The following is a 13,764-nucleotide window of genomic DNA, read 5'->3' on the forward strand; positions in this document are numbered from 1 at the left end:
TGGAGGCCCCAAAGGACACTGCGATGCGCAAATTCCTGTTTCTGTTTTTACTGTTTCCCCTGTTGGAACTGGCAGTCATGATCAAGATTGGTAGTTCCATTGGAGTCGGCTGGACGTTGATCCTGCTGGTCCTGAGTACTCTCATTGGTATTGGCATGCTTCGGGTGGCCGGCTTCACGACGCTTTGGCGGGCTCGTATACGTATTGCCATGGGTGAAGCGCCTGAGAAAGAGATCATGCAGGGACTGACGATGGCCGTCAGCGGCTCCTTGTTTGTCTTGCCCGGCTTTATCAGTGATGTGCTGGCGCTGCTGGTGCTGTTACCCATTACACGCAAGTTGCTGATAGGGTCTGTAATGGCGCGGATCAATGTGCGCGGAGGCGGGCAGACTTATCAGCACAGACCAGGTGATTTTCATCAGAATCATCAGCGCCCCGAGGCCCCTCGCGTGATCGAAGGTGAGTACGAGCGGCGAGATGATAAGAAGCCGTTTAATCACTGAATTAGAAAAATTTTTTTGCTCTGCCCCTTGAAATGATTTTCTACAACCTCATGTAGCGGACACCGTAAGGTTCTTGCCATTGGCAGGCTGAATTCGCACCTTGCATTGCAGGGTGCACCCGGCGAAGCCGGTTAAAACAAAACAGCCGGTGGTCTTCACCGGTAATTGGAAACGCTTACATATTAGGAGATACGACTATGAAGCTTCGTCCTCTGCATGATCGCGTCGTGATCCGTCGCAGCGAAGAAGAAACCAAGACTGCTGGCGGCATCGTGCTGCCGGGCTCGGCTGCCGAAAAGCCGAATCGTGGTGAAGTCGTTGCGGTAGGAACCGGTCGCGTTCTGGATAACGGCGAAGTTCGCGCTCCAGCTGTAAAGGTTGGCGACAAAGTAGTATTTGGTCCCTATTCCGGCAGCAACGCCATCAAGGTTGATGGCGAAGAACTGCTGATCATGGCTGAGTCCGAGATCCTGGCTGTACTGGAAGGCTGATTGCCGATCCCTGTTTCCACCGAATTCGTTTAGAGGAAAAAGAACATGGCTGCTAAAGAAGTCAAATTCGGCGACTCCGCCCGCAAGAAAATGCTGGTCGGCGTAAACGTTCTGGCTGACGCTGTAAAGGCAACACTGGGCCCGAAAGGTCGTAACGTTGTTTTGGACAAGAGCTTTGGCGCTCCGACCATCACCAAAGATGGCGTTTCCGTTGCCAAAGAAATCGAGCTGAAAGACAAGTTCGAAAACATGGGTGCTCAGCTGGTCAAGGACGTTGCGTCCAAGGCTAACGATGCAGCTGGTGACGGTACTACCACTGCTACCGTTCTGGCTCAGTCCATCGTAAACGAAGGCCTGAAGGCTGTTGCTGCCGGCATGAACCCAATGGATCTGAAGCGCGGCATCGACAAGGCAACCATCGCCATCGTTGCTCAGCTTAAGGAACTGTCCAAGCCTTGCGCCGATTTCCGTGCCATCGCTCAGGTAGGTACCATTTCCGCCAACTCCGACGAATCCATTGGCAGCATCATTGCTGAAGCCATGGAAAAAGTAGGCAAGGAAGGCGTGATCACTGTTGAAGAAGGTTCCGGCCTGGAAAACGAACTGTCTGTCGTAGAAGGCATGCAGTTTGACCGTGGCTACCTGTCTCCTTACTTCATCAACAAGCCGGACACCATGTCCGCCGAGCTGGACAACCCGCTGCTGCTGTTGGTTGACAAGAAGATCTCCAACATCCGCGAAATGCTGCCGGTGCTGGAATCCGTTGCCAAGGCTGGCCGTCCGCTGCTGATCGTTGCTGAAGACGTTGAAGGCGAAGCGCTGGCTACTCTGGTCGTCAACAACATGCGTGGCATCGTCAAGGTTGCTGCTGTCAAGGCGCCTGGCTTCGGTGATCGCCGCAAGGCCATGCTGCAGGATATCGCCATCCTGACTGGCGGCACTGTGATTTCTGAAGAAGTAGGCCTGAGCCTGGAAAGCACCACTCTGGAGCACCTGGGTCAAGCCAAGCGCGTTGTTATCAACAAGGAAAACACCACTGTTATCGACGGTGCTGGCGTTCAGGTTGATATCGAAGCTCGCGTCAAGCAGATCCGTGCTCAGATCGAAGAGACTTCTTCCGATTACGACCGCGAAAAACTGCAAGAGCGTCTGGCCAAGCTGGCTGGCGGTGTTGCTGTGATCAAGGTGGGTGCGGCAACTGAAGTTGAAATGAAAGAGAAGAAGGCTCGCGTTGAAGACGCCCTGCACGCAACCCGTGCAGCCGTTGAAGAAGGCGTGGTGCCTGGCGGTGGCGTAGCCCTGGTTCGTTCCCTGCAGGCCATCGAAGGTCTGAAAGGCGACAACGAAGATCAGAACGTAGGTATCGCTCTGCTGCGTCGTGCTGTTGAAGCACCTCTGCGCCAGATCGTTGCCAACGCGGGTGGCGAGCCAAGCGTCGTGGTTGACAAGGTCAAGGCCGGTGAAGGCAACTACGGCTTCAACGCTGCGACCGGCGAATACGGCGATATGATCGAGATGGGTATTCTTGACCCGGCTAAAGTGACTCGTAGCGCCCTGCAGGCTGCTGCCTCTATTGGCGGCTTGATGGTAACTACCGAAGCCATGGTTGCTGATATCCCAGAAGACAAGGCCGCTCCGGCAATGCCTGACATGGGCGGCATGGGCGGTATGGGCGGCATGATGTAAGCCACCCAGCTACCTAGCTAAAAAAGCCCGGCCTAATGGTCGGGCTTTTTTATGGGCAATACTTAAAGCGCAGACGGGGCGGGAGCAGTCTTTTCTGGTGAGGAGGCCGGGCGGTAAAGCATCAATCGGTAAAAAGCCAGGCACACCAGCCAATCAAAAAGTGCCGTCCATATGTTATGGGAAAGAAAGTGGGCCCCTTGCATCATCCGTCCGATGGAAAAGATGCAGCCCAGCGCGAAGGCTGCAGCCAGCGCACCACGTGCCAGCCGTGCACGGCGATCGCGTAAAAAGAAGTAGAACGCAAACAAGGTAAAACCACTGGAAGCATGGCCGCCGGGCCAGCACAAATTGTTCTTGTTGGTCGCGGGACGCTCTGACAATAACGGGGAGTAAACCTGGTCACCTCCATACTGAACCAGACTCCAGGGGCAGGGGACGTCGGTCAGCTTTTTCAGTGGCATGACAAGCGCTGTACACGTACCCATTGCAAGCACCAAGTATCCCAACGACTTGCGCCAAGGTTTCAGAGGTGTCCAGAAAAAGCTCAGGATCGAGCCTGCAATGGCAATAATACCGATCAGGATAACCAGCTGTTTGGCCCGATCATGCAGAACATCCTCAAGAAAGGCACTGTGTCGCCCAATAAACCCTGTGCCTGGATCATAGAATGCATCGGCCAGTGCAAAGTCGAGGCGTGTGGGCTCAACACTCAATAAAAGAATCATTACTGCCAAAGGCAGACCCAGAGCCCAGAAAAAGTTGAGCGGGCGAGAGTAAGCAGAAGCGTTCATGGGTATCCTAGAAGGAGAGAGGCAATTGTTTACAGGGAAGGCAGTTTCTATCTGAGCAGATGAAACAGGGCGCTTCTGTACAGTGCGCTGTGCCTTGTCATGCCCAGGTGAATGGGTAGTGAAAAAAATGTTAAACAGGCCTGCTGCGACCGCGCGAGGCTATGAGGTGAGTTCATGCGTATTCTGGTGGTTGAAGATAACCGCGATATCTTGAGTAATCTGATGGATTACTTGAGTCTCAAGGGATATACAGTCGACTGTGCCCAGGATGGGCTCTCAGGCCTGCACTTGGCGGCAACCGAGCATTATGATCTGTTGATTCTCGATATCATGTTGCCGGGAATCGATGGGTACACGTTATGCCAGCGCTTGCGTGAGGATGCCCGGCGCGATACTCCGGTTATCATGCTGACGGCGCGAGATCAGTTGGATGACCGTCTCAAGGGGTTTCGCTCTGGCGCAGACGATTATCTGATCAAGCCTTTCGCCTTGTCGGAGTTGGCTGCTCGGATCGAAGCGGTAATGCGCAGGACGCGTGGAGGAGGCAGGCGGCAGCTCCAGGTGGCTGATCTTGTTTATGATCTCGACACGCTGGAAGTTAGCCGTGGGGGTAAATCGCTCAAGCTAAATCCCATCGGTCTCAAGCTGCTTGCGGCGCTCATGCAAAAAAGTCCGCATGTGATTCGGCGAGAAGTCCTGGAAGAGACGCTTTGGGGAGATGACTGCCCTGACAGCGATAGTCTGCGCAGTCATATTCACCAGCTCCGCCAAGTTATAGACAAACCCTTTGAAACGTCTTTGCTCCATACGGTACATGGTGTGGGCTACCGCCTGACGAATGATAGCAATGGAGTATAAGCAGAGCCTTTTACGCCGGATCATCATTGCATTTGTGCTGATGACCGTAGTGGTGGGCGGCCTGTTCTCCTTTGGTATTGTCGAGGTCGTACACCTGGTTGAAGAACAGCTGATCTCCGAAGACATGAGCAACGAGCTGAATCGCATGTTGCGACGAGACATGCGAAACGGTGGTCAGCCGGTGCTGGATCCTGGCATGAAGCTCTACTACGCGCCGGAAAATGAACCGCAGTCATTGCCGCCGGATCTGGTGGGGCTCAAGCAGGGCTTCAGTGAGGTCAAGGAGGGCGGTCGGTACTACTATGCCTGGGTTCGGTTCCAGGATGGGCGGCACTACATCCTTTTGCAGGATCAAAGTGATTTTGAGCGACGGGAAAAGGCTCTTTACCGGGTCGTGCTCAAGGGGTTTTTGCTCAGTGTGGCGTTGTCAGGCCTTCTCGGCTGGTTGCTGGCACGCCGAGTCATTGCTCCGGTCAGTCGTCTGGCTCGTCAGGTTCGGCATCGTGACCAGATGCTGCTGATGGCTCCCCCGTTGGCTCCGGATTATGCCAATGATGAAGTAGGGGAATTGGCAGCGGCGTTTGACGATGCATTAGGTCAGTTGCGTGATGCGCTTACCCGAGAGCAGTTGTTTACCAGTGATGTGAGCCATGAGTTGCGAACACCACTGATGGTAATTGCCACATCATGTGAGTTGCTGGCCGAGGATCCAGGTCTTGGTCCCAGAGGTAAGGCGCAGCTACAGCGAATGGTGAGCGCTACTGAGGAAATGCGGGATCTGGTACAAACCTTTCTCCAGTTGGCCAGGGCACAGCGCGACGGGGCGGTCATTGCGCCTCGCAGTTCGCTCAGAACGATTGCCGATGAGCTGGTGCTGCAGTGGCAGGGAGCAATCGAGGCCAAGGGGCTAACCTTGAGGTATGAACCTGGGAGTTATGAACATCAGCAGACCTACAACGCCCCATTCCTGCGGTCTGTCATGAGTAATCTGCTGCGTAACGCACTTCATTACACGGATGCGGGTGAAATTCGCCTGACGTTGGAGGAGGCTGCTTTTACGGTGGAAGACACGGGCAGCGGCATTCCTGAAGCTCAACACGATGAGGTCTTCAAGCCCTTTGTACGAGGTAGTGCAAGACGTGGCGAGGGATTAGGGCTTGGCCTCTCACTGGTTCATCGTATCTGCCAGTTGCAGGGATGGAAGGTTGCATTGACCAATCGTCAGCCAAACGGCTGCTGTTTCCGGGTTGAGTTGGCATTGCTTGAAAGCGGCAAAAACGATTGACGTAATTTTCACATGACCTTGACCCTGATTTAACGGTGCGCTCCATAAGGTGGCTTCATCTGACTTATGGAGTGCCGCCATGAAATCCACGATTGAGCTTCCCTTCTCCGAGAAGTATGACCGCGCGCATGCCGAGCAGTATTTCAAGAAACACCAGGATGGCATGGCTCGCCGCTTGTCTCATTGGCGAGATGAGCAACTTGCCCGCCGCGCCCTGAGGTTGGCGGGACAGCCCAATTTAGTCCTGGATCTACCATGCGGCGCCGGTCGTTTCTGGCCGCTGCTCGCGGAAAAACAGAATCGGGTCATTATTGGTGCTGATAACTCAGCGGATATGCTGGCCGTGGCATGTGCCTCCCAGCCCAAAGAGATAGTCCAGCGTGTGCGTACCTTGCAAACATCCGCTTTTGCTATCGATCTTCCTGATAACGCAGTAGACAGTATTTTCTGCATGCGCCTAGTGCATCACATTGCTGATAGCGCAGACCGCTTGGAAATGTTCAAGGAATTCAATCGTGTAACACGCGATACAGTCATTCTGTCATTATGGGTGGACGGTAATTTCAAGGCATGGCGCCGCAAGCAGCTAGAAGCCAGGCGGCAGCTCCGCAACAAAAGTACGGGTTATCAAAATCGCATTGTTCTAAATGCCGAGCAGGTCGAGCACGAATTCGTACAGGCTGGTTTTAGTGTCGAAAAGCATCTTGATTTCTTGCCGCATTACTCGATGTGGCGTGTTTATATTCTAAGAAAGGTCTGATTATGTCCGATATGTCTTTCCCACTGGGTACAACGTCGTCCAAGGGTACAGAGCGTTCCTTTGAAAACTGGTGGGGCATGTCGGGGGAGTGGGTCGAGGCGCCTAACGAGCGGCGGGGTGGAGAAAGCGGCGTCCAACGCATCCAGATCAATGACGGTACCATTGCCTATGTCAAGCGTCAGGTAGGGCATATCTATCGAAGTCTGCGTCATCCGTTTGGGCGGCCAACGGCCCTGCGTGAGCGAGATGCCTTGACTTCTATCGCTGCGCTGGGCGTGGGCGTACCGGAGCTCTTGTTCTGCGAGGCTCGACGGGATGAGCAAGGCTGGCGCGCACTGCTGGTAAGTGCCGAACTCGATGGGTATGTATCGCTGGAAGACTGGTACGCCAGCGGTGCCCAGACGCGGTATGACCAGGCGACCCGCAATATATTCCTGAAACAACTTGGCGCTATGTTGGCTCGGCTGCATAAGGCGCGCTGGCAGCATGGCTGCCTGTATGACAAGCATGTGTTCTTGCGCGTCCGTGAAACACAAGGCGAGGTTGATTTCGATGTGGCATTACTGGATCTCGAAAAATGCCGCCGTCGTTTCTCAGCGCGTCGCGCCGCTCGGCGGGATCTTCTGCAACTTAAGCGCCATTCGTCGCTCAGTCATGCGGACTGGCAGACCTTGGTCTACGGTTACCAAGCAGTATTTGGCAGGGTCATCAAAGGGTTGCAGCCATGAACTTAACAATCACAAGAACTTTGCTTTTAGTGGGTGCCCTCGGCGTTACAACAGTGGCGTTTTCGGCCTGGCACGAGCCGGGGGCAATGGTAGTCCAAGGGCATGAAGGAATCTCTTATTGCCAGACTCCGGCCAACGCGCGAATGGTTAAAGCGGTTCCGTCCGATGAAAACCTCATGCTGTTCTTGTATGGGATGACCCAGCGCGCGGCAGGCGCTCATTAATATTTAACGCTGCGAAGTACGGGAAAAGGGTTTTTATTCATTCAGAGCTCGGGCATGCTGTGGATGTTTGATTTGATTACCTCGAGCGAAACCTATGGCTGATGGTATTTTTTCCCGGTGCAGCGTTCAAAGCCTTCTGGATACGGACTTTTATAAGCTCACTATGATGCAGGCTGTCCTGCATAACTATCCCAATGCGGAAGTCGAGTGGGCATTTAAATGCCGAAACAATGAAGATCTTCGACCCTACGAGGCCGAGATTCGCGCCGAGATCGAACGGCTTGCCGATATCAGTATCAGTGATGAGCAGTTGGCGTTCCTCGAGCGTATCCCTTTCATCAAGCCCGACTTTATCCGCTTTCTTCGCCTGTTCCGCTTCAATCCGCGCTATGTGCATATTGGTGTTGAGAACGGTGCGTTCAGCCTGCGCCTGCGAGGCCCGTGGCTGCATCTGATCCTTTTTGAAGTGCCGATCCTTGCGTTGATAAGCGAGGTACGCAACCGCAATCGCTACCCTGAGCAGACCTTGGAGCAAGCCCGTGAGCAGCTCTATCGCAAATTTGATTGGCTGAAGCAGGAAGCCAGTCCGGCCGAGTTGGCCGATTTCAAAATGGCGGACTTCGGGACGCGCAGACGCTTCTCGTTTCCGGTTCAGGAGATGGTGGTCAAGGCGCTGCGAGATGATTTTCCCGGGCGTTTCGTAGGGACCAGCAACGTGCATCTGGCCCTTAGCCTGGGCGTAACCCCCCTGGGTACCATGGCGCATGAGTGGTTCATGGCACACCAGCAACTAGGGCCAAGACTGATCGACAGTCAGATCGCTGCACTGGACTGCTGGGTGCGTGAATATCGTGGGCTTTTGGGTATTGCCCTGACCGACACTGTGACCATGGATGCCTTCCTTCGCGATTTCGATCTGTATTTTGCGAAGCTGTTCGACGGCCTGCGCCACGACTCTGGTGATCCACTGACATGGGCCGAAAAAGCGATCAGGCATTACGAAAGCCTGGGCATCGACCCGATGAACAAGACCTTAGTGTTCTCCGACTCGTTGAACCTGGAAAAGGCGCTGAATCTTTACCGCGCCTTGAAGGGCCGAATCAAGGTGAGCTTTGGTATCGGCACCAACTTCACGTGTGATTTGCCGGGCGTTGCGCCAATGAATATTGTGCTAAAAATGACATCCTGCAATGGTCAGCCCGTCGCCAAGATCTCTGATGTGCCTGGCAAAACCCAAAGTGAAGATCAGGATTTTGTTTATTACCTGAAACACGTTTTTCGGGTTGCTTCCTGAGTGAAAGGCTTGATGGGTACGCAGTACCCATCAATGCAACAGCAAATGGTTATCCCACAGGCCGGAAGGCAGTTCGAGTGGCTTCATCACGATCTGTGTCTGTCTGCAGTCATAATGGCGGCAGCGGCCCTGACCTGAAGTCACGACAAACCCGCTTGCCACTGCGCCTACGCCTGCACAATCTGGTAGAGGTGCGTCCAGCCGCAGCATGCCACTGTCCAGGTCCCAGATAAAAAAACGATTGCCTCGAGGGGCTGTCAGGGCAACCAGTCTCAATTCGTCATGTACTGCTACGCTTGCCGTGTATTGGACCATGGATTGACGCTGCGTCTCTGCCACCGGAAAGGCTTTGAAGGCTTCTCCGGGACGCTTGATTCCGAGCATGGCGGCTGCGTCGGTGGCTGCGCCCATATATTGCTGACAGGCCAGAATGGTGCCGTCCGTTGCAATGGCCAAGTGGCGAACGCTGTTCATCTGCAGGTCCAACGTCTCCTTGGAAAGGAGCTCACCTGAGCGGCTCATCAAGACCAGGCTGGGTTCCATGGCATCCAGGTTCATTTCTACCCGGCTTTCAGCCTCGGTGCGAATTCCCCCGTTGGCAACAACAAACGTCTCTCCATCCGGCATCCAGGCTACTTCATGGGGGCCCAGACCATGGGTGCTTAGCTCATGGGAGCGAATCAGGGCTCCATCACTGAAGCGATAGGCACTTAGCAGGCCACGGCCAGGGTCCGTCGTGTCGTTCTCGGTAGCGTAGAACCACGTGCCTTCTGCGTGGAAAATCCCGTGCCCATAGAAATGACGATTTGCAGGCGAGTCGAGCGTCTGGACAAGTTTTCCATCGCGCAGGTCGATTACATAGCTCTGCGTACCTGGGCGGCGAGCCACGAAGACAGCAAAGGGCTCGCTGGGGTGCGTGACGATGGCATGGCATCGTTGCGTAACCTCGGTAACGAAAACAGCCTTGCCGTTGAGGCGATAGCCCACAGCAAAGTGGCGACCATCTACATCGTCCCGGGCAGAAAGCAGCAGGGGTTCCTGGGACCCTGACGTAAACGTCCAGCGACCCAGGCGTTGCAGGTTATGGAACAGACTACTCAACAGAGTGGACATGACGGATACCCAATGTCGTTACTCAATCACCATCGTTGGCGTTGAACCCTAACTGGATGCCAAGGGCCTTGGCCAGCTCGCCTTCATGCAGACGATGTACGGTATTGAGGCTGTCATAAAAGGCGTTCAGTTTGGCGACGCCCGCCTCGTTACTGAGCCAGGACTTCAGCGGCTGTTGTTGCAGCTCTGCCAGCTGTTTGCTGCTCTCGGCATAAGCGGTATCGATTTTATCAGCCAAGGGTTTTTGTTCCTTGGGCAACAAGGCACGTAGCCCTTTACCGTCTACGCCATTCCACAGCGCCTGGGCGCCAGCAAGGCTCGCGGCAATACTGAGAAGCGACGATTCGCTACGCCAGGCTTCAGCCTGGTATGGCTGTGGAATACCTTTGCTTTGTCTACCCAGCGGAACGCCCAGCTTTTTCTTCAGGCTGTCTAGCGCTGTGACCTGTACCCGCAAAAGGTCGGCAATAGCTTCCTGAGCATCGGCATAGCGTTGATTCGGAAACTTGGAGAGCTGCGCCAGCATGCCATCCGTTTCCTTCCAGCGGGTAAGAATACGCTGTGCCAGCTCCTGCTGGTGCTCGGCAATGGCTGTCAGAAGCGGACAGTAGCGTGCCCTCTGTTCTGCATTAGCCAGTTCGATATTGCTGTCGAACAGAATGTATTCATACGCCGTCAGGCCCTGGACGACAACGCTGGCTTTGTCCAAGGTGGCCTTATCAACCTGAGGATTACTCTTGAGCAGCTGTTCCACCTGGCGGGCGACCAGGTTTTTCTTGTCGGGGTAGAACTGCACTTGCCAAGCCGTATTATTTTCGGCCAGCGGGCCGATCAACAGCGGTTGCAGTTCGGCCCAGGCCTTTTGTGCGTTGAAAAAGGCTTCACGAGCCTTGCCAAGCTCTTCCTTGCCGGAGCAGAAGGCTACGGCGCTGCTCGCCAATGCCCGATCGGTTTCCACCCAGCGAGCGTACGCCGGTAGCAGGACCTGCTCGGCCAGGGCGGCGCTGGTCTGGGCCTGTTGATTCTGTGGCGAGCAGGCACCGAGTGCCAGGGCAAGCCCGGTTAGCAAAAGCCGAGGGCGGAACATGCAACGCTCCTTATAGCGAATTCAGGAATTCAAGCAGGGCAGTACGCTCTTCGGCGTTGAGCCCTAATACGTTTTGCTTGGCCGCCTCAGCTTCTCCGCCATGCCAGAGAATGGCTTCAAGCAGGTTGCGAGCACGACCATCATGTAAAAATTGTGTATGACCACTGACCTTTTGTGTCAGGCCTATTCCCCACAAGGGGGGAGTACGCCACTCACGACCACTGGCCAGAAATTCGGAGCGATTGTCGGCGAGTCCTTCGCCCATGTCATGCAATAAAAGATCGCTGTAGGGGTGAATGGTCTGATTGGCCAGTTCAGGGACCGCAGCGTTGGCAGCCGTCTTGAAGGTGGGTATGTGACAGGCAGGACATCCCGATGCGTAAAACAGAGTCTTGCCTTGCAGCACGGAAGGCTTGTCGACTCCGCGTCTGACGGGAACCGCAAGGTTGCGCGTATAAAAGAGCACCATGCGGCGAATATTGTCGCTGACTTCCGGATCACCCCCATTAGGTGCCTGCTTGCAGGCTGTCTGAGCCTCTGTGCAATCGTCATTGGGGACCAGGCTGGTCGTCAGACCCATGTCGCCGGAAAACGCCGTGGCGTTCTGTTGGTCAAGTGTGGGCTGGCCTGCCTTCCAGCCGAAGCGGCCCAGCATGGTCTTCTGCTCCGCAAAGCTCCAGACCCAGTTGGCTCGTCCAGAAATACCATCCCTGTTGTCATCATTGGGGTCAGTATTCTTGAGGATGTCACTTTCCGATATGGCTTCCAGAAGGCCCAGACCAATCATGGGTGGCGCTACACGCGCAGAGAACTGGGCTTGTGGATGAAACGGACCGTACCCGAGATTTTCTATGTGCAGCGTAGGTTTTCGCAGGGTGATGACGGTGCCGTCCTTGAGTGTGACCGGTACGTCCGCGTAATCGAACCTGACCTTGCCCTCTGGCGGTACGCCAGGAATGGCATTGTCCTGTAGCTGTCCGCCATAGGTGGGTTCGGGTACAACGCCCAGTCTTTTCAGGGTCTCCTGATCCTGCGGTCCGCCGGGTATGGATAGTCTGACCAACATGGTGAAGGCGTTGGTTACGTGCGGGCCCGGGGGATGACCACGTCCGTCGCTCAGGTGGCAGCTCTGACAGGCGTTGATATTGAACAACGGCCCCAGACCATCTCGCGCTGTTGTGGAGGAGGGCGCGATGACCCAGGGATTGCGAAAAAAACTGTTACCTACGCTGAAATCCAGACGCTGAACGGGCGTCAGGTTGTTGGAGGGAAACGAAAAGGCATTGGCGCTCTGGTCATTGACGCTGGTTGTACCCGCCGACAAGGCCTCGCCCGGTTCTGCGTGGGTAAAGTGCGGTGAGTCATCACAGGCACTGAGAAGCGAGACGAGAAGCGCCAGGGGGGCCAAACGAAGGGGAGCTAGTGTCATCAGAGCCAAACGGTACCGTTAAATGATCGACCTGAACGTATCGAAGCCACGGCAGGTAGGGCCTGCCGTGGCTTCGTAAAAACGCCGTGCCCTTGGGGCGGATCAGAATTCGTGATCGGCGTTATCGGGCTTCAGATCTTGGATGCCCAGCTTGGCCGCGGCCTGTTCGATGGCGCCGGTCTGCTTGACCAGGGCCTGAATGGCGTCACGGATCTTTTGCTGGTCGGCGGTGTTGTCCGGAGCGATCATCTGGTCGTAATGAACACCGTCCTTCTCGGCACGATCAACAATGGCCTGCATCTTGGCCTGGGTATCGTCGAGATCAGCCTTGAGCGTGGCATCGGCTTGCGGGTCAGCCTTGGCAACCAGTTCGGAAAGGCTTGGGCCTTTCACCTCTGTACCGTCGATACGCTTGTACTGGCCCAGATAAACATTGCGAATGCCCAGTGCATCGTAATAAAGGGTGTGATGGGTATCGTCGCTGAAGCAGTCATGCTCGTCTTCAGTGGAGTTGGCTTCCAGAGATACCTTCATACGCTCGCCGGCCAGTTCTCCCAGCGACAGACTGCCCATGCCGAACAGCATCTTGCGAATACCGGAGTCTGCACTTTCCTGTTCTAGCGTCGCGCGGTAGTTATCAGGTACGCCCGGCTTCCACTGACCAGCCATGTACTCAAGGTCGTTAACCAGGAGATCAGTTACCGCTTTCAGGTACGCGCGACGGCGATCGCAGTGACCACCCGTGCAGCCATCTCCTGCAAGATAATCCGTTGCGGGGCGGTTGCCTGCACCGGGGCCTGTCCCGTTAAGGTCCTGACCCCACAGCAGAAATTCGATTGCATGGTAACCCGTCGCCACGTTGGCTTCCGAGCCGGCCAGCTCATTCAGACTGGCCAGCTTTTCACCAGTAATGTCCTTGACGTCAACCTTGTCTTCACCAATCTGAATCTCTTCGTTGGCAATGATGTTGGCAGTAGCAGCCGGGTTACCGGTCGCATGTTGATAATCGGATGCAACATAGTCGATCAGGCCTTCATCTAGAGGCCATGCGTTGAGCTGACCTTCCCAGTCATCCACAACAGGGTTGCCAAAGCGGAAGGCTTCTGACTGGGAATAGGGCGTGCGCGCTGCCATCCAGGCCTCTCGCGCCGCTTTTAGTGTGGCGTCGGAAGGGGAGGCCAGGAAGGCATCGACGGCTTTCTGCAGATTCTGACCCGCTGTAAAGGCGTCGCTGAACACAGCCTCGGCAATGTCAGCGTAATTCTTGATCACGGCCTTGGCCGCGACTTCATCCGGTTTCGCCGCCTGTGACGTTGTCGCTGAGGTGGCTGCAGGGGCTGCTGCTTGATTGGCGGGTGCCTGTTCTTTCTTGTCGTCACCACAGCCTGCCAGGGAAATGGCGATAGCGAGGAGGCTTACGCTCGCCCAATGCATACGGGTCATTCCGGAATCCTTTTCTAAAATAGGGTGCTCATTACATGAGCCTGGAGAAAAGCCGGATAATAATGCGAAAGA

At 55.2% G+C, this 13,764-nt stretch carries 13 protein-coding genes; 8 read left to right on the forward strand and 5 right to left on the reverse strand.

The features are described 5' to 3' along the window. Positions 1-23: 23 nt before the first annotated feature. The 3 genes from GM154_RS14420 to groL all read left to right on the forward strand — a co-directional run bounded on the left by GM154_RS14420 (position 24) and on the right by groL (position 2,680). Complete coding sequence (locus GM154_RS14420) at positions 24-503, forward strand: FxsA family protein (RefSeq protein ID WP_219652587.1); 480 nt, start codon at positions 24-26, stop codon at positions 501-503. Positions 504-700: 197 nt separating this feature from the next. Continuing rightward, positions 701-994 (forward strand): co-chaperone GroES, encoded by a 294-nt coding sequence (locus tag GM154_RS14425; RefSeq protein WP_010795294.1) that lies wholly within the window; start codon positions 701-703, stop codon positions 992-994. A gap of 45 nt (positions 995-1,039) precedes the next feature. Continuing rightward, entirely contained in the window at positions 1,040-2,680 is a 1,641-nt protein-coding gene (groL, locus tag GM154_RS14430) for a chaperonin GroEL (protein ID WP_010795293.1), read from the forward strand. A gap of 62 nt (positions 2,681-2,742) precedes the next feature. Here groL and GM154_RS14435 read toward each other — a convergent pair whose 3' ends face one another. Next, positions 2,743-3,471 carry a phosphatase PAP2 family protein gene (locus GM154_RS14435; protein ID WP_219652588.1) on the reverse strand — a complete coding sequence of 243 codons (729 nt, stop codon included), beginning with the start codon at positions 3,469-3,471 and terminating at the stop codon, positions 2,743-2,745. Between the two features lie 174 nt (positions 3,472-3,645). On the opposite strand from GM154_RS14435, the gene GM154_RS14440 reads away from it, so the two are divergent. The 5 genes from GM154_RS14440 (at position 3,646) to pncB (ending at position 8,620) form a co-directional block, all read left to right on the forward strand. Next, positions 3,646-4,329 (forward strand): response regulator transcription factor, encoded by a 684-nt coding sequence (locus GM154_RS14440; protein ID WP_010795291.1) that lies wholly within the window; start codon positions 3,646-3,648, stop codon positions 4,327-4,329. Then, positions 4,319-5,614: a HAMP domain-containing sensor histidine kinase gene (locus GM154_RS14445; protein ID WP_219652589.1), complete on the forward strand. Its 1,296-nt coding sequence runs from the start codon at positions 4,319-4,321 to the stop codon at positions 5,612-5,614. Before GM154_RS14440 ends, GM154_RS14445 begins: the two co-directional genes overlap by 11 nt. Positions 5,615-5,693: 79 nt before the next feature. Next, complete coding sequence (locus GM154_RS14450) at positions 5,694-6,374, forward strand: class I SAM-dependent methyltransferase (protein ID WP_219652590.1); 681 nt, start codon at positions 5,694-5,696, stop codon at positions 6,372-6,374. 2 nt (positions 6,375-6,376) lie between these two features. Further along, positions 6,377-7,102 carry a lipopolysaccharide kinase InaA family protein gene (locus GM154_RS14455; RefSeq protein ID WP_219652591.1) on the forward strand — a complete coding sequence of 242 codons (726 nt, stop codon included), beginning with the start codon at positions 6,377-6,379 and terminating at the stop codon, positions 7,100-7,102. Positions 7,103-7,420: 318 nt separating this feature from the next. Further along, positions 7,421-8,620 (forward strand): nicotinate phosphoribosyltransferase, encoded by a 1,200-nt coding sequence (pncB, locus tag GM154_RS14460; RefSeq protein ID WP_197870971.1) that lies wholly within the window; start codon positions 7,421-7,423, stop codon positions 8,618-8,620. Between the two features lie 30 nt (positions 8,621-8,650). Here pncB and GM154_RS14465 read toward each other — a convergent pair whose 3' ends face one another. From GM154_RS14465 to GM154_RS14480, 4 genes are all read right to left on the reverse strand, one after another. Then, positions 8,651-9,733, reverse strand: coding sequence for a DUF1513 domain-containing protein (locus tag GM154_RS14465; RefSeq protein WP_219652592.1), 1,083 nt, complete (start codon positions 9,731-9,733; stop codon positions 8,651-8,653). A gap of 22 nt (positions 9,734-9,755) precedes the next feature. Next, positions 9,756-10,820 (reverse strand): imelysin family protein, encoded by a 1,065-nt coding sequence (locus GM154_RS14470; RefSeq protein WP_010795284.1) that lies wholly within the window; start codon positions 10,818-10,820, stop codon positions 9,756-9,758. A 10-nt stretch (positions 10,821-10,830) separates the two neighbouring features. Next, positions 10,831-12,249, reverse strand: a complete 1,419-nt coding sequence (locus GM154_RS14475) for a di-heme oxidoredictase family protein (protein WP_219652593.1) — start codon at positions 12,247-12,249, stop codon at positions 10,831-10,833. A 102-nt stretch (positions 12,250-12,351) separates the two neighbouring features. After that, positions 12,352-13,692: an imelysin family protein gene (locus GM154_RS14480; protein ID WP_219652594.1), complete on the reverse strand. Its 1,341-nt coding sequence runs from the start codon at positions 13,690-13,692 to the stop codon at positions 12,352-12,354. Between the last annotated feature and the right edge of the window lie 72 nt (positions 13,693-13,764).

Source organism: Pseudomonas sp. MAG002Y, assembly GCF_019400845.1.
Classification (GTDB): Bacteria; Pseudomonadota; Gammaproteobacteria; order Pseudomonadales; family Pseudomonadaceae; genus Chryseomonas; species Chryseomonas luteola.